This window comes from Micrococcus sp. iso_26 (assembly GCF_056172975.1).
In genome coordinates this window covers 451,947-466,551 of sequence record NZ_CM149652.1, presented here as the reverse complement: position 1 = coordinate 466,551, position 14,605 = coordinate 451,947, and the positions used below count along the sequence as shown (strand labels likewise).

The 14,605-nt window shown below is 71.4% G+C and carries 15 protein-coding genes; 4 read left to right on the top strand and 11 right to left on the bottom strand.

Annotated elements, in window-relative coordinates:
* Positions 1-44: 44 nt before the first annotated feature.
* The 3 genes from AC0VX0_RS02125 to AC0VX0_RS02115 form a co-directional block, all read right to left on the bottom strand.
* Positions 45-1,202 carry a BMP family lipoprotein gene (locus AC0VX0_RS02125; protein WP_036313327.1) on the bottom strand — a complete coding sequence of 386 codons (1,158 nt, stop codon included), beginning with the start codon at positions 1,200-1,202 and terminating at the stop codon, positions 45-47.
* 144 nt (positions 1,203-1,346) lie between these two features.
* The gene (locus AC0VX0_RS02120; RefSeq protein WP_036314553.1) at positions 1,347-2,603 is read right to left on the bottom strand and encodes an amidohydrolase; all 1,257 of its coding nucleotides are present in this window, start codon (positions 2,601-2,603) and stop codon (positions 1,347-1,349) included.
* 61 nt (positions 2,604-2,664) lie between these two features.
* Positions 2,665-3,816, bottom strand: coding sequence for a mannose-1-phosphate guanylyltransferase (locus tag AC0VX0_RS02115; protein ID WP_396829845.1), 1,152 nt, complete (start codon positions 3,814-3,816; stop codon positions 2,665-2,667).
* A gap of 246 nt (positions 3,817-4,062) precedes the next feature.
* On the opposite strand from AC0VX0_RS02115, the gene sdhC reads away from it, so the two are divergent.
* The 4 genes from sdhC to AC0VX0_RS02095 all read left to right on the top strand — a co-directional run bounded on the left by sdhC (position 4,063) and on the right by AC0VX0_RS02095 (position 7,606).
* On the top strand, positions 4,063-4,467 hold the full coding sequence (gene sdhC, locus AC0VX0_RS02110) for a succinate dehydrogenase, cytochrome b556 subunit (RefSeq protein ID WP_078025777.1): 405 nt from the start codon (positions 4,063-4,065) through the stop codon (positions 4,465-4,467).
* Positions 4,468-4,470: 3 nt separating this feature from the next.
* Positions 4,471-4,950, top strand: coding sequence for a succinate dehydrogenase hydrophobic membrane anchor subunit (locus AC0VX0_RS02105; protein ID WP_475432612.1), 480 nt, complete (start codon positions 4,471-4,473; stop codon positions 4,948-4,950).
* A gap of 77 nt (positions 4,951-5,027) precedes the next feature.
* A complete protein-coding gene (sdhA, locus tag AC0VX0_RS02100) occupies positions 5,028-6,815 on the top strand; it encodes a succinate dehydrogenase flavoprotein subunit (protein WP_002856580.1) in 1,788 nt (595 codons plus the stop codon).
* On the top strand, positions 6,815-7,606 hold the full coding sequence (locus AC0VX0_RS02095) for a succinate dehydrogenase iron-sulfur subunit (protein WP_010079347.1): 792 nt from the start codon (positions 6,815-6,817) through the stop codon (positions 7,604-7,606). The genes sdhA and AC0VX0_RS02095 overlap by 1 nt, the downstream gene beginning before the upstream one ends.
* A 179-nt stretch (positions 7,607-7,785) precedes the next feature.
* Here the strand turns inward: AC0VX0_RS02095 and AC0VX0_RS02090 are convergent, their stop codons facing one another.
* The 8 genes from AC0VX0_RS02090 to AC0VX0_RS02055 form a co-directional block, all read right to left on the bottom strand.
* Positions 7,786-8,313: a hypothetical protein gene (locus AC0VX0_RS02090; RefSeq protein ID WP_336574952.1), complete on the bottom strand. Its 528-nt coding sequence runs from the start codon at positions 8,311-8,313 to the stop codon at positions 7,786-7,788.
* Between the two features lie 7 nt (positions 8,314-8,320).
* Positions 8,321-8,935, bottom strand: coding sequence for a hypothetical protein (locus tag AC0VX0_RS02085; RefSeq protein WP_186299912.1), 615 nt, complete (start codon positions 8,933-8,935; stop codon positions 8,321-8,323).
* A 78-nt stretch (positions 8,936-9,013) separates the two neighbouring features.
* On the bottom strand, positions 9,014-9,670 hold the full coding sequence (locus AC0VX0_RS02080; RefSeq protein ID WP_102708603.1) for a hypothetical protein: 657 nt from the start codon (positions 9,668-9,670) through the stop codon (positions 9,014-9,016).
* A gap of 58 nt (positions 9,671-9,728) precedes the next feature.
* Entirely contained in the window at positions 9,729-11,012 is a 1,284-nt protein-coding gene (locus AC0VX0_RS02075; protein ID WP_102708604.1) for an ABC transporter permease, read from the bottom strand.
* Positions 11,009-11,770: an ABC transporter ATP-binding protein gene (locus AC0VX0_RS02070; RefSeq protein WP_049145557.1), complete on the bottom strand. Its 762-nt coding sequence runs from the start codon at positions 11,768-11,770 to the stop codon at positions 11,009-11,011. Before AC0VX0_RS02070 ends, AC0VX0_RS02075 begins: the two co-directional genes overlap by 4 nt.
* Positions 11,771-11,958: 188 nt before the next feature.
* Positions 11,959-13,041 (bottom strand): tryptophan--tRNA ligase, encoded by a 1,083-nt coding sequence (gene trpS, locus AC0VX0_RS02065; protein WP_144825423.1) that lies wholly within the window; start codon positions 13,039-13,041, stop codon positions 11,959-11,961.
* A gap of 26 nt (positions 13,042-13,067) precedes the next feature.
* Positions 13,068-13,994: an exodeoxyribonuclease III gene (locus AC0VX0_RS02060; protein WP_060973412.1), complete on the bottom strand. Its 927-nt coding sequence runs from the start codon at positions 13,992-13,994 to the stop codon at positions 13,068-13,070.
* A complete protein-coding gene (locus AC0VX0_RS02055; RefSeq protein ID WP_192592964.1) occupies positions 13,994-14,557 on the bottom strand; it encodes a hypothetical protein in 564 nt (187 codons plus the stop codon). The genes AC0VX0_RS02060 and AC0VX0_RS02055 overlap by 1 nt, the downstream gene beginning before the upstream one ends.
* Between the last annotated feature and the right edge of the window lie 48 nt (positions 14,558-14,605).

Sequence of the window (14,605 nt, the reverse complement as noted above, 5' to 3'; positions counted from 1 at the left end):
GTCCGGAGGGGTCCGGGCCGGCCCTGCGGCGGTGGCGAGGCGGGTCAGGCCTCCGGGGAGTACTCCGAGCCGACCTTCAGCTCGCCCGAGACGATCTTGGCCTCGAGATCCTTGAGCTCGTCCTTGAGCTCCTGCGGCACCGTGTCCTCGAAGTCGTGGAACGGGGCCAGCTCGACGCCCTTGTTCTCCAACGTGCCCACGTAGGGCTCGGCCGAGAACTCGTCCTTCAGGTCCGCGGCGATCACGTCGGCGACGGACTGGCCCATGTTCTTCTTCACCGAGGTGAGGATCAGGTTGCCGTCCTTGGTGGACTCGTAGCCGTCCGAGTCCGGCCAGATGACCTTGACGTCCTTGCCGCCCTGGTTCGCCTCGCGGACGGCGTCCAGGGTGCCCAGGCCCACGGGGCCGGCCACCGGCATCACGATGTCGGCGCCCTCGTTGATGAAGTTGGCGGTGTTCGTCTTGCCGTTGGCCACGTTCTTGAAGTCGCCCGTGAAGGAGCCGGTCTTCGCGTCCTTGTCCCAGCCCAGGACCTTGACGTCCTTGTCCTTGACCTCGTTGTAGTGCTCCACGCCGCGGGCGAAGCCGTCCATGAAGATGGTGACGGTGGGGATCTCCATGCCGCCATAGGTGGCCACGGTGCCGGTCTCGGTGGTGCCCGCCGCCAGGTAGCCGGCCAGGAACGCCGCCTGCGCCGTGTCGTAGGTGAGCTTCTGGACGTTGTCGGAGAAGCCCTCCGCGGTGACGTCCACGCCGAAGAAGTGGGTGTCCGAGTGCTGCGCGGCGATCGGCTTCATGGCGTCGCCGAGGAGGAAGCCCACGCCGATGACGGCGTCGCAGTCGGCGTTGACCATGGCGGTCACGTTCGGGGTGAACTCGCTGGGCTCGTTCGACTCGGCCTCGCTGGTGGTGATGCCGTAGGCCTTCTCGGCGGCCTTGAGGCCCTCGTAGGAGGACTGGTTGAAGGAGCGGTCGTCGAAGCCGCCCTCGTCCGAGACGATGCAGGCCTTGTAGTCCTTGTTGTCCGAGCCGACGCCGTCCACGGTGGCGATGGCCTCGCTCTCGGCGGCGCCGGAGCCCGAGGCCTCGGACTGCTCCGGCGGGGCGCCGCACGCGGTCAGCAGCAGGCCGGAGACGCCGAGCGCGGCGGCGGGGAGCAGGAGACGACGGCGGCGCGCGGCCGACGGGGTGGCGATGCCCATGGGGTCCTCATTTCGGAAGGCACGGTGCGAGGCCCGCGGCCGGTGGCCGCGGAAAGACGGGGCCCGTGCGGGTGGCCCCGTCCGGATGAGCGCGAGTCTACCGAACGGTGGGCCCGTCCCCTCCGGCGGGGGCGGGCGGTGGGGTCAGTGGTGGTCCTCGCCCGTGAGCACCTGCAGCGCGGCGGCGGTGAAGACCCGCATGCCCACGCCGATGGCCCGCTCGTCCGGCGCGTAGTCCCCGCGGTGCAGATCGTAGATGGGGCCACCCGGGGACCGGGTGCCGAGGCGCAGCATGGAGCCGGGCACCTTCTGGGTCATCCAGGCGAAGTCCTCGCCGCCCATCGACTGCGGGGTCAGGACGATCGCCCGCGAGCCGAGCTCCCGCCGCGCCGCGGTCTCGATCAGCGCCGTCTCGCCCTCGGTGTTGTGCACCGGCGGGACGCCGCGCACGTGCTCGAGCTGCACGTGCACGCCGTACGGCGCGGCCACCTGTCGGACCACCTCGTCGAGCAGCGCGCCGGCCTCCTCCCACACGTCCGCGTCGAGGCAGCGCATGGTCCCGGCCAGGTAGCCGGTGTTGTCGATCGCGTTGGGCGCGCTGCCGGCGGCGATCTGCCCCCACACCACGGAGACGGCCGAGCGCACGTCGATCCGCCGGGAGAGCACGGCGGGCACGTTCACGGCGATCTGGGACAGGGCGAAGACCATGTCCTCGGTGAGGTGGGGCCGCGAGGTGTGCCCCCCGCGTCCGGTGAGGGTGATCCGGATCGTGTCCGCCGCCGAGGTGATGGCGCCGATGCGGGTGCCGATCGAGCCGACGTCGACCTGGGGGTCGCAGTGCGCCGCCAGGATGCGGGGAACGTCGTCGAGGATCCCCTGCCGCAGCACGGCCAGGGAGCCGCCGGGCAGCCGCTCCTCCGCGGGCTGGAAGATGACGCGGACCGTGCCGTGGACCCGCTCGCCGACCGCGCGCAGGTCGGGGTCGGCGGTGGCCCCGCGGAGGATGCGGCCGAGGGCGACGGCCACACCCGCCATCACGGCGGTGTGCATGTCGTGGCCGCACGCGTGCGCGACGCCGTCATTGACGGACACGTAGGGCAGGCCGGTCTCCTCCTCGACCGGCAGCGCGTCGATGTCCGCGCGCAGGGCCAGCACCACCGGCCCCTCCCCGACGTCCACGTAGGCGCCCGTGGACTCCATCCGCACGGGCGAGAGCCCGTAGCCGGAGAGCAGCTCCACGATGCGGTCGGTGGTGCGGTACTCCTCATAGGAGAGCTCGGGATGCCGGTGCAGGTCCCGGCGGAAGGACACGATCTCGTCCTCGAGCTCGGCCACCACGGGGCCCACCGAGGGGACGGAGGTCGGACGGGGCCCGGTCAGCACGGAGTCGGAGGTGGTCATGGCCCAGCACCCTACTCCGGGGGTGCCGGTCGATGCGGGCCGGACCCGGCCCAGGGCGCGGTCAGAGGACCTCGTCCACACCCTCCGCCTTGAGCGCCTCGACGGCCTTCTTGACCTCCTGGGCGTGCTCCGTGGTGGTGACCAGCAGCGCGTCCTCGGTGTCCACCACGACGACGTCCTCGATGCCGATCAGCGCGATGACGCGCTTCGTGTCCGTCACCACGACGCCGGACGCGTCGTCCGAGTACACGCGCGGGGTGTCGCCGATCACCGTGATGCCGGAGGCGTCCTTGACCGGGTTCAGGCGGGCGATCGCCGCGAAGTCCCCCACGTCGTCCCACGTGAAGGAGCCGGGGATCACGGCCACGTCGCCGACGGCGGCGGCGGGCTCGGCCACGGCGTAGTCGATGGCGGTCTTCGTCAGCTCGGGCCACACCCGGGCCATGACCTCGTCCCGCTCCGGCGTCTCCCACGCGCGGGCGATCTCCATCAGGCCGGCGTGCAGCGCGGGCTCGTTCTCCTCGAGGTGGGCCAGCATGAGGCCCACGGGCGCCACGAACATGCCCGCGTTCCAGAGGTAGCGGCCGGACTTCACGTACTGCTGGGCGACCTTCAGGTCCGGCTTCTCCACGAACGCGGCGACGTCGTGCGCGTCCGGGGCGCCGGCCACGCGGAGACGGCGGCCCCGGCGGATGTAGCCGAAGCCCGTGGCCGCGTGCGTGGGCTCGATGCCGATGGTCACGATCCGGCCCGTGGCCGCCGTCTCGACGGCCTGCCGCACCGCGTCCTGGAAGACCTCCACCGGGGAGATCACCTGATCCGCCGCGAACGAGCCCATGATCGTGTCCGGGTCGCGCAGGGAGAGGATCGCCGCGGCCAGGCCGATGGCGGCCGCGGAGTCCTTGGGCGAGGGCTCGAGCACCAGATCCGTCTCCGCCAGGGCCGTTAGCTGCGTGCACACCGCCTCCCGGTGGGCCTCCCCGGTCACCACGAGCATGCCCGCGGCCAGGGGCGCCAGACGGTCCCACGTGGCACGGATCAGGGTCTGGCCCGAGCCGGTGAGGTCGTGGAGGAACTTCGGCGCGGCGGCCCGCGAGAGGGGCCACAGGCGGGTGCCCACGCCCCCGGCGGGGATCACGGCGTGGAAGCGGGACAGGGCCGTGCCCGGCGCGGCCTCGCGCGGGGCATCGGTCAGGTTCGGATCGGTGCTCACCGGGCCAGACTACGGAACCGTCCGGACGGGGGACCACTCGACGCGTCCCAGGCGGGGCACAGCCCAGACCGAACAGGACGGCGGCGGGGCGCCGCACGCGTCACAGTGGTCGCCCGGGTCCCGGTCGGGCACGGAGGCGCGGGAAGGGTCTACCCTAGGTGGAGGAATCCACTCGCACACGCCCCTGCCCGTCGTCGTCCCACGGCGGAGGACCGGGATCGTGCATTCCCCCTGGAGGTATCAACCGTGTCTAGCGCCACTGCGCAGGCCCCGGCCAAGAACGGCCGCGGAACCCTGTACCGGGGCCACGGCGGCATGTGGTCCTGGGTGGGCCACCGCGTCACCGGCGTCGTCATCTTCTTCTACCTGCTCGTCCACGTGCTGGACACGGCCCTGGTCCGGGTCTCCCCCGAGGCCTACAACGCCGTGATCGGCTCGTACAAGACGTGGTACTTCGCGCTCGGCGAGGCCGGCCTCGTCGCGGCGATCATCTTCCACGCCCTGAACGGCCTGCGCATCATCCTGGTCGACTTCTGGAAGGGCGGCACCCAGCACCACAAGACCCTGCTGTGGATCGTGCTGGGGCTGTGGGTCGTCCTGACCCTGGGCTTCGCCATCCGTCACTTCAGCCTCGCACTCGGAGGTCACTGAGCCATGAGCACCACCGCTGAGACCACCATCGCGGCGCCCCGCAGCCGCCGTCTGGACCCCAAGTACACGCGCGACGGCGGCGGCCGCGGCAACTTCGAGATGCTCGCCTGGCTGTTCATGCGCATCTCGGGCGTCTTCCTCGTCGTGCTGATCGCCGTGCACCTGACCACCAACCTGCTGGTGGGCGACGGCATCCACGCCATCGACTTCGGCTTCGTGGCCGGCAAGTGGGCGCACCCGCTGTGGCAGTTCTGGGACCTGGCCCTCCTGTGGCTGGCCATGCTGCACGGCGCCAACGGCGTGCGCACGATCATCAACGACTACACCCGTTGCGGCAGCGCCCGCTTCTGGCTGACGATGATCCTGTACATCGCCACGGCCGTGATCATCATCCTCGGCACCCTGGTGATCTTCACCTTCGATCCCTGCATGGTGGACGCCTCCGGCGCCCTGCTCGAGGGCTCCCCGGCCTTCTGCGGCTGACCTCGGAAACGCTCACCCTGCGGTGCGGCCGGCCCGAGCGGCCGCCGCGTCACAGACACCCAGAAAGAGAGACCTGAATGCAGGTGCACAAGTACGACGTGGTGATCGTCGGCGCCGGCGGCGCGGGCATGCGCGCGGCCATCGAGGCCGGTCAGCGCGCGCACACCGCCGTCCTCACCAAGATCTACCCCACGCGTTCCCACACCGGCGCGGCCCAGGGCGGCATGTGCGCGGCCCTCGCCAACGTCGAGGAGGACAACTGGGAGTGGCACACGTTCGACACCGTCAAGGGCGGCGACTACCTCGTGGACCAGGACGCCGCGGAGGTCATGGCCAAGGAGGCCATCGACGCGGTGCTGGACCTCGAGAAGATGGGCCTGCCCTTCAACCGCACCCCCGAGGGCAAGATCGACCAGCGCCGCTTCGGCGGCCACACCCGTGACCACGGCAAGGCGCCCGTGCGCCGCGCCTGCTACGCCGCGGACCGCACCGGCCACATGATCCTCCAGACGCTGTACCAGAACTGCGTCAAGCACAACGTGGAGTTCTTCAACGAGTTCTACGTGCTCGACCTGCTGCTGGTGGAGGAGGACGCCGTGCGCGAGGACGGCACCGCCTACAAGCAGAAGCGCACCGCCGGCGTCGTCTCCTACGAGCTGGCCACCGGCGAGATCCACGTCTTCCAGGCCAAGTCGGTCATCTTCGCCACCGGCGGCGCCGGCAAGGTGTACAAGACCACCTCGAACGCCCACACGCTCACCGGAGACGGCATGGCCATCGCCTACCGCGCGGGCCTGCCGCTGGAGGACATGGAGTTCGTGCAGTTCCACCCGACCGGCCTGGCCGGCCTGGGCATCCTGCTCTCCGAGGCCGCGCGCGGCGAGGGCGGCATCCTCCGCAACGCGGACGGCGAGCGCTTCATGGAGCGCTACGCCCCCACCATCAAGGACCTCGCCCCGCGCGACATCGTGGCCCGGTCCATGGCCGAGGAGGTCCGTCAGGGCCGCGGCGCCGGCCCCAACAAGGACTACGTGCTGCTCGACCTGACGCACCTGGAGCCCTCGCACATCGACGAGAAGCTCCCGGACATCACCGAGTTCGCCCGCACCTACCTGGGTGTCGAGCCCTACACGGAGCCGGTGCCGGTGTTCCCCACCTGCCACTACTTCATGGGCGGCATCCCCACGAATATCCAGGCCGAGGTCCTCCAGGACAACGACACCGTCGTGCCGGGCCTGTACGCCGCCGGCGAGGTGGCCTGCGTGTCCGTGCACGGGTCCAACCGCCTGGGCACCAACTCGCTGCTGGACATCAACGTGTTCGGCCGCCGCGCCGGCATCTACGCCGCCGAGTACGCCGTGCAGGCGGACTGGGTGGAGCTGCCCGAGGGCGGCGAGCTGCCGACCGTGGAGCACATCGAGAACCTGCGCTCCGCCACCGGGTCCGAGCGCGTCGCGGACATCCGCGCCGAGCTCCAGGAGTCCATGGACGCGGACATGCAGGTCTTCCGCGACGAGGACTCGATCCGCCGCGCACTGGCCAAGATCGAGGAGCTGCGCGGCCGCTACGAGAACGTGTCCGTCCAGGACAAGGGCCACCGCTTCAACCTCGACCTGCTCGAGGGCATGGAGCTGGGCTACCTCCTGGACATCGCCGAGGCCATGACCCTCGCGGCCCTGGGCCGCAAGGAGTCCCGCGGCGGGCACTACCGCGAGGACTACCCCGACCGCGACGACGAGAACTTCATGGCGCACACCATGATCTACCGTGACGAGACCGCGGAGATGGAGGGCGTCAAGGGCATCCGCTTCGAGACCAAGCCCGTCGTCGTGACCCGTTACCAGCCGATGGAGCGTAAGTACTGATGAGCCACTCAGCAACCGAGACCGAGGCCCCCGTGGCCCAGGCGCAGACCCAGTCCGCCGGTGGCGGCGCAGGCGAGGTCGAGAGCTTCGACATCGTGCTCAAGGTCCGCCGCTACCTCCCGGAGTCCTCCGAGGAGTCCTACTGGGACGAGTGGCGCCTGACCATGTACGGCACCGACCGCGTGCTGGACGCCCTGCACAAGGTCAAGTGGGACCACGACGGCACCCTGTCGTTCCGCCGCTCCTGCGCCCACGGCGTGTGCGGCTCCGACGCCATGCGCATCAACGGCCGCAACCGCCTGGCCTGCAAGACGCTCCTGAAGGACCTCGACCTGTCCAAGCCCATCCTGGTGGAGCCCATCAAGGGCCTGCCGGTGGAGAAGGACCTGATCGTGGACATGGACCCGTTCTTCCAGTCCTACCGCGAGATCATGCCGTTCCTGGTCGCCGAGGGCCACGCGCCCACCAAGGAGCGCTACCAGTCCCAGGCCGACCGGGCGATCTACGACGACACCACGAAGTGCATCCTGTGCGCCGCGTGCACCTCGTCCTGCCCGGTGTTCTGGACGGACGGCCAGTACTTCGGCCCGGCCGCCATCGTCAACGCGCACCGGTTCATCTTCGACTCGCGTGACGAGGCCGGCGACATGCGCCTGGAGATCCTGAACGACAAGGAGGGCGTGTGGCGTTGCCGCACGACCTTCAACTGCACCGACGCGTGCCCCCGCGGCATCCAGGTGACCAAGGCGATCTCCGAGGTGAAGCGGGCCATCCTGGCCCGCCAGTTCTGATCCCCCGCACCACGACGGCGGCCCGTCTCCTCGCTCGAGGAGGCGGGCCGCCGTCGTCGTGGAGGGGTGCCCCTCCCGCCGAGGCCCGCAGACGCGCCGTCACCGGCCCGGTGTCGCGGCGTGTCTGCGGGCCTCGGCGTGGGGACGGGACCGGAGGCGGAGGCGGAGGCGGTCCGAGCTCAGCTGTCGAAGCCGTCGCGCGTCTCCCGCCGGTGCGCCACACGCAGCCACATCGCGCTGGACACGAGCATCCCGACGACGGCCCCCAGCACGACCGGGCCCCCTCCCCCGGCCTGCACCATCCGCCCGCCGTCGACCATCCAGAAGGCCGCCGTGAGCATCCCCAGCACCACCAGCACGCTGCCCACGGGGCGCACGGCCCGGATCCGGCGGGTGATGCCGGCCAGGAGCACCACGGCCAGCAGGACCACCGCCGCGGCGGCCACCGGCCACGCCCCCGCCGGGGTGACGAACGCGGCGACGTCGGCGTCGGTGACCTCGCTCGCGCCCCAGGAGCGCGCCTCCAGCACGGCGCGGGCGTAGCCGGGCGTCGACTGCAGGGCGAGCACGCCCGCCACGCCAGCCGCGCTCAGTGCACCCGTGACCGCCGTGACGGTCTGGAACAGGCGCAGGGGACGCAGGGCCGCGCGATCGGGGGCGGGGTCGCGGTCCGTGGCGGCGTGGGGATCGTCGTCGAGGGGGTGCATGCCCCCATCATGCCCGGCGGCGCAGGAAGGTCGTCGCGAGGCCGGGGTTGAAGGCGCACACGAGCCAGGCCGCGTTCACGAGCGCGAACAGCCCGCCCAGGACCAGGGGCAGCACGACGTCCCCGGCGGGGAAGACGAACAGGCGGATGGTCCCCAGCAGAGTCACGAAGATGGCGATCGAGGCGAACAGGGCGCCCATGATGCGCGCCGCGTTGCTGCGCCGGGTCAGGCCGACGAGGACGATCGCGTAGACCGCCAGGCCCAGCAGGGTCGCGAACCAGACGCTGCCGGTGAGGGCGCCCTCGATCGCCTCGGCGGTCATCGCGGGCGACTGCGCACTGCCCTCGGGCAGCGAGTCCGCGATGTCCTGGGCCGCGCCCGGGAGGAGGTTGCGCAGGATCGACGCGGCGTAGAGGACCGCGGACGCGACCGTCAGTCCGAGCAGCGCCCGGAACACGCCGGGGGTGCGGGCGTCGGGGCGGATCAGCGGGCGGGCGTCCGGGCCGGAGTGCCCGGCGATGCGCCGCCGCGCCTCATCCGGGCCCACCACGGGCCGCCCGCCGCCGTCCAGGTCGTCGGGGTGGGGGGACACGGGATGCGGGGGTCGATGATCGGAGGCCATGTCGTCATGGTCTCCGCTGGCCGACGCCGGGGCGAGGGCTGGCGACCCCGGACTCGCCGCCGGCGAACGGCGTCGGGATCAGGCGCGGCGGCCCTGACGGGTGTAGGCCGCGACCTGCGGGTTGAAGGCCTTGACCAGCCACAGGATGTTCACGATCACCAGCGCCAGGCTCAGCACGGAGGCCAGGACGCCGCCGATGCCGGGGTAGGTCACGAAGGAGAAGATGCCGCCGACGGCGCTGAGGGTGCCCAGGATCGCGACGACGATGCCGAGGATGCGGGCCCAGTTCTTGGCCCCGCGGAGGTTGAAGTACACCAGGGCGTACAGGGCCACGCCGATGAGCAGGACGATGATCGTGCCCACCGTCACGGAGGCGCCCACGACAGGCGCGATCTCCTCCACCTGCTCGGGGGTGAGGCCGCTCTGGCGAAGGGAGTCCCGCATGCGTTCGATGCTCTCCTCGCCGCCGAACAGGGCCGGCAGGGAGGACAGCACGTACAGCGCGAGCGACGTGAGCGTCAGCGTCAGGAGCGCGGGGAACGCGGCCGGCTCCGGGACGATGCCGTACGAGCTGCCCGGCTGGGCACCATGGCCCGGGGCCGCGTAGGGCTGCGTGCCGTAGCGGGAGCCCGCGGCGGGCTGGCCGTATGCGGGGTTCTGGCCCGGGTACGGGCCGGGGCCGCCCGCGGCGGGCTGCTCCGGGTTCGGGTCCGGGTTCGGTCGATCGGTGGTCATGGTGTGCTCCTCGGTGTCGGGGGTGCGGGTGGTGGTGATGACGGGCGCGGCGGCAGGATCACTCGTGCCGCAGTGCCTCGATGGGATCCTTGCGGGCCGCACGCAGGGCGGGCAAGGTGCCGGCGATGAACGCGATGGCCACGATCAGCAGCAGGATCAGCAGCAGGGCGAGGGGGTTGACCGCGAACAGGACCAGGCCGGTGACGCCGCTGAGGGGGCCGGTGGTCAACACCTGGTTCGCGATGAGTCCGACGGCGACGCCCAGGCCGATGCCGACCAGCGAGCCGAGCAGGCCGATCACGACGGCCTCCATGGTGAACAGGCCGAAGATCTTCCCGCCGGTCATGCCGAGGGCCTTCATGAGGCCGATCTCCCGGGTGCGCTCCTGCACCGCCATGAGCAGGGTGTTGATGATGCCGAAGCTGGCGGCGAGCAGCGCGATGAGCGCGAAGCCGGTGAGCACCCACGTGACGGCGTCGATGATGCCGCGGATCACGCCGAGCTGCTCCTCGAGGGTCTGCGCCAGCAGGCCCTGGTCGGCCAGCGCCTGCTTCACGGCGTCCTCGTTCGCCTCCGGGTCCTCCACGATCGCCGTGGCCTGGAAGTAGGTGTTCCGCTGCGACTCCGGCAGGCCCTCCGTCGTGATGTCGTAGATCGCCTGCTCCAGCGACTCCGACGGCGTCGGGGCGGTGCCCGCACCGGACGCGGCCGCCTTCGTCACACCGACCACGGTGGCCGTCACGGACTTGTGCTCCTGCAGCGGGGTCGCCGCCACGACGGTCAGCTCCGTGCCGACCAGGTCCTCGGCGTCGCCGGCGCCCAGGTCCTCCACCCACGACTCGGGCATGACGATCTCCGCGGCGCCGGCCTCGGGGGCACGGCCGGCCGAGAAGGTGAGCATGTCGATCTCGCCGGAGCTGCCCATGAAGCCGGTCTGCCACTTGCGGTCGTCCGGGCCCTGGATGTACTCCGGCTCGGCCACCCGATAGGTCTTCACCTCGGTGACGTGCTCGGTGTCCTCGATCGCGGCGAGGTCCTCCTGCGTGAGCAGCGGCATGCCGAACATCTCGCCGCCGGCGGCGTCCTGCTCCGTGTACTCCTGGGGCGAGCCGCTCGCCGCACCGGCCGAGGACATGTCCTGCTGCTTCATCACGGTCAGCTCGCCGGGCTTGCCGAAGCCCTCGACCACGTTGTCCACGTACTTGTTGATGCCCGCGCCGAGCCCCGTGGTGAGGGTCAGCGTGAATGCGCCGATCACGATCGCGACGACGGTGAGGAAGGTGCGCAGCTTGGAGCGCATCGTGTTGGCGAGCGCCGTGCCCGCGACGTCGGTGGCCTTCATGCCCGCGCTCCGTCCCGCTCGGTGCCGACGCGCTCGTCGGCGATGACCACGCCGTCCTGCAGCTCGACGCGACGGTCACACTTCGCGGCCAGGTCGTCGTCGTGCGTGACCACCACGAGGGTGATGCCCTCGTCGCGGTGCAGGCCGAAGAGGATGTCCTCCACGGCCGCCGAGGTGGCGGAGTCCAGGTTGCCCGTGGGCTCGTCCGCGAACAGCACCGTCGGGTTGTTCACGAGCGCACGGGCGATGCACACGCGCTGCTTCTGGCCGCCGGAGAGGTCCGTGGCCTTGTTCTTCGCCTTGTCCGCGAGCTCGAGCCGCTCGAGCACCGCCATGCCGCGGCGGGTGCGCTGGGCCCGGCCCACGCCGGCGATCTTCAGCGGCAGCACGGTGTTCTCCAGGACCGTCTGGTTCGGGTTCAGGAAGAACTGCTGGAACACGAAGCCGAACCGCTCGTTGCGCAGCTGGGAGATCTCCGCGGCCTTGAGCTGGGAGACGGGACGGCCGTCCATCGCGACGACGCCGGCGGAGGGCTGGTCCAGCAGCGCCAGCAGGTGCATCAGGGTGGACTTGCCGGAGCCGGACTTGCCGACGACGGCCAGGGACTCGCCGCGCTGGATCTGCAGGGTGATGCCCTTCAGCGCGTCGAAGCGGGACGCCCCGCGACCGTAGACCTTGACGAGGTTCTCCGTCTCCAGGACGGGTTCGGCGCCGGGCGGGACCTCGGCGACGGCGGGGATGGGGACAGCGGTGGACATGGCTCCGGCACTCCTCTGTCGGTGGGGCTCGCCCCCGCTGCGGCAGGAGCGGAGGCAGTGCCTCCATCCTGACAGCCGCGCACGCGCCGCCGCCTCCACCTCGAGTCGGAGAACACGACGGCCCGCGTCCCCCGCAGGTCGGGGGCGCGGGCCATCGTCGGGAGGCCGCGGGGCCGGTGCGGCCCGGCTCAGCGCAGCGGCGGCAGGAAGCCGACCTTGGCGTAGACGTCCTCGAGCACGGGCGTGGCCACGGCGCGGGCCTTCTCGGCTCCGGAGGCGAGGATGCGGTCCAGCTCAGCGGGGTCGGCGAGCAGCTCGAGGGCGCGCTCGCGCACGGGGGCCAGGCGCTCGACGACAGCGTCCGCCACCGCGACCTTGAGGTGCCCATACATCTTGCCGACGAACTCCTCCTCGAGCTGCGGGATCGGCGTGCCGGAGACCGCGGAGAGGATGGTCAGCAGGTTGGAGACGCCGGGCTTGAGCTCACGGTCGAAGCGCACCTCGGTGCCGTCGTCGGTGACCGCGGACTTGATCTTCTTGGCGGTCTTCTTCGGCTCCTCGAGGATGTTGATGAGCCCGTTCGGGGACGCCGCGGACTTGGACATCTTCGACGTGGGGTCCTGCAGGTCGTAGATGCGCGCGCCGGTCTCCGGGTAGAAGCCGGTCGGGACCACGAACGTCTCGCCGTAGCGGTGGTTGAAGCGCTGGGCGAGGTCGCGGGTGAGCTCCACGTGCTGGCGCTGGTCGTCGCCCACGGGCACGCCATGCGGCTGGTAGAGCAGGATGTCCGCGGCCATGAGCATGGGGTACGCGAGCAGGCCGACCCCGGCCGCGTCCGCGCCCTGCTTGGCGGACTTGTCCTTGAACTGGGTCATGCGCATGGCCTCGCCCATGCCGGTCATGCAGGTCAGCACCCACGCCAACTGCGCGTGCTCGGGCACCTGGGACTGGACGAACAGCGTGGAGCGCTCGGGGTCGATGCCGCCGGCGATGAACTGCGCGGCGGCCACCCGCGTGCGCTCCGCGAGCGCGGCCGGGTCCTGCGGCACGGTGATGGCGTGCAGGTCGGGGATGAAGAAGAACGCCTCGAAGTCGGCCTGGGTGCGCTCCCAGTTCACGAGGGCGCCGAGGTAGTTGCCCAGGTGGAGGGAGTCCGCCGAGGGCTGCATGCCGGAGAGCACGCGGTGCCGGGCGGACGCGCCGGCCAGGTGGGCGGTGGCGGCGGCGTCCTGGGCCAGCACGTCCTGCACGGAGTTCTTCTTCATGGTCATCTCAGCCTCGGGTCTCTCCTGCACGGTCAGAACTGGTAGTCGACCACGAGCGGGGCATGGTCGGAGAAGCGGGTCCCCCAGCTGGGGGCGCGGTCCACGACGGCGGTCGTCGCCCGCTCGGCCAGGCCCGCGGTCGCCATGTGGTAGTCGATGCGCCACCCGGCGTCGTTGTCGAAGGCCTTGCCGCGCATGGACCACCACGTGTACGGGCCCGGCACCGGCCCGGCGAGGGCGCGGTGCACGTCCGTGAAGCCGAGCTCGCCGAAGAACCGGTCGAAGTAGGCGCGCTCCTCGGGCAGGAAGCCGGCCTTCTTCACGTTGCCCTTCCAGTTCTTGATGTCCAGCTCGGTGTGGCCCACGTTGAGGTCGCCCGTGACGAGGGCATGCCCCTCCCCCGCGGCCAGCTCGGAGAGGCGGCGGACCATCTCGTCGAGGAACCGGTACTTGTCCACCTGCTTCGGGGTGTCGACCTCGCCCGAGTGCACGTACGCGGAGACCACGGTCAGCGGCGAGCCGTCCGGCAGGCGCAGGTCGGCCTCGATCCAGCGGCCGGCGTCGTCGAAGTACCCGTCGGCGTCGGCGATGCCCGTGCGGACCTCGCCGAGCGGGAACCGCGAGGCGATCGCGACGCCGGCCCGCCCCTTGGCGGCGGCCACGGCGTCCGCCAGGTGCACCTCGTCCCAGTCCTCGCCCACGATCTCGCGGACCAGCTGCGCCGTGACGTCCGCGGGGGCGCGCACCTCCTGGAGGGTGAGCACGTCCACGCCGCGGCCGGCGAACCACTCCCGCATGCCCTTGCGGTGCGAGGCGCGGATGCCGTTGACGTTCACGGTGGCCACGCGCACGGCGCCGTCGGCCTTGGGCGCCCCGGCGTGGGCGTGCACCACGGGCTCGCCCTCGGCGGGCTCGGGGTACTTCCCGGTGACGGGGTCCTTCTCGGGCAGCGCCGTCATCAGCCGATCACCGTCCCGCTCACCGGGCCCTCGGCGCCGCCGGCCCGGGACTCCTTGATCATGTCGCGGGCGTTGGAGGCCGTGATGTCGATGGTCTCCAGGGCGCGGTCCACCATCTCGCGGTCCATGCCCTCGCCTGCGGCGAGCTGCTCGCGCACCACGCGCACCTGCACCTGGGCGATCTTGAACGAGTGGTCCAGCTTGGTGTCCCGCAGGGGGTCCGCGGCCGGTGCCGGCGGGGCCACCGCGGGGGCGGCGGCGTCGGTGTCCCGGCCGCGCAGGGCGGCGACGTCGGCGCGGGCGTTCTGCATGGCGGTGTCCACCTTGCGGCCCGCGGCCTGGACGCCGCGGCGCATCTGCAGGTACACGACCACCGCGAACACGAGCCAGCCGGCGGCGACGGCGACCACGAGCCACCCGATCACGTCGTTCTGGTTCGCGGCGAAGATGATCGCCACGATCAGGATGACGATCATCGCAACGAAGCCGAGCGATCCCACGCGCAGGCCGGCGCGGGGGCCGCGGCGCGCGCCGTCGGGACCGGGGGTCAGGGACTGGGACATGGGTGCTCCTCCGGAGGGGCTCGTGGGGTCTGCCCTCCATCATCCCGC

Bases quoted from the DNA above. Each gene is read 5' to 3' on its own strand.
- AC0VX0_RS02125 (WP_036313327.1), bottom strand. From the start codon at position 1,202: ATGGGCATCGCCACCCCGTCGGCCGCGCGCCGCCGTCGTCTCCTGCTC.
- AC0VX0_RS02120 (WP_036314553.1), bottom strand. From the start codon at position 2,603: ATGACCACCTCCGACTCCGTGCTGACCGGGCCCCGTCCGACCTCCGTC.
- AC0VX0_RS02105 (WP_475432612.1), top strand. From the start codon at position 4,471: ATGAGCACCACCGCTGAGACCACCATCGCGGCGCCCCGCAGCCGCCGT.
- sdhA (WP_002856580.1), top strand. From the start codon at position 5,028: ATGCAGGTGCACAAGTACGACGTGGTGATCGTCGGCGCCGGCGGCGCG.
- AC0VX0_RS02095 (WP_010079347.1), top strand. From the start codon at position 6,815: ATGAGCCACTCAGCAACCGAGACCGAGGCCCCCGTGGCCCAGGCGCAG.
- AC0VX0_RS02090 (WP_336574952.1), bottom strand. From the start codon at position 8,313: ATGCACCCCCTCGACGACGATCCCCACGCCGCCACGGACCGCGACCCC.
- AC0VX0_RS02085 (WP_186299912.1), bottom strand. From the start codon at position 8,935: ATGGCCTCCGATCATCGACCCCCGCATCCCGTGTCCCCCCACCCCGAC.
- AC0VX0_RS02080 (WP_102708603.1), bottom strand. From the start codon at position 9,670: ATGACCACCGATCGACCGAACCCGGACCCGAACCCGGAGCAGCCCGCC.
- AC0VX0_RS02075 (WP_102708604.1), bottom strand. From the start codon at position 11,012: ATGAAGGCCACCGACGTCGCGGGCACGGCGCTCGCCAACACGATGCGC.
- AC0VX0_RS02070 (WP_049145557.1), bottom strand. From the start codon at position 11,770: ATGTCCACCGCTGTCCCCATCCCCGCCGTCGCCGAGGTCCCGCCCGGC.
- trpS (WP_144825423.1), bottom strand. From the start codon at position 13,041: ATGACCATGAAGAAGAACTCCGTGCAGGACGTGCTGGCCCAGGACGCC.
- AC0VX0_RS02060 (WP_060973412.1), bottom strand. From the start codon at position 13,994: ATGACGGCGCTGCCCGAGAAGGACCCCGTCACCGGGAAGTACCCCGAG.
- AC0VX0_RS02055 (WP_192592964.1), bottom strand. From the start codon at position 14,557: ATGTCCCAGTCCCTGACCCCCGGTCCCGACGGCGCGCGCCGCGGCCCC.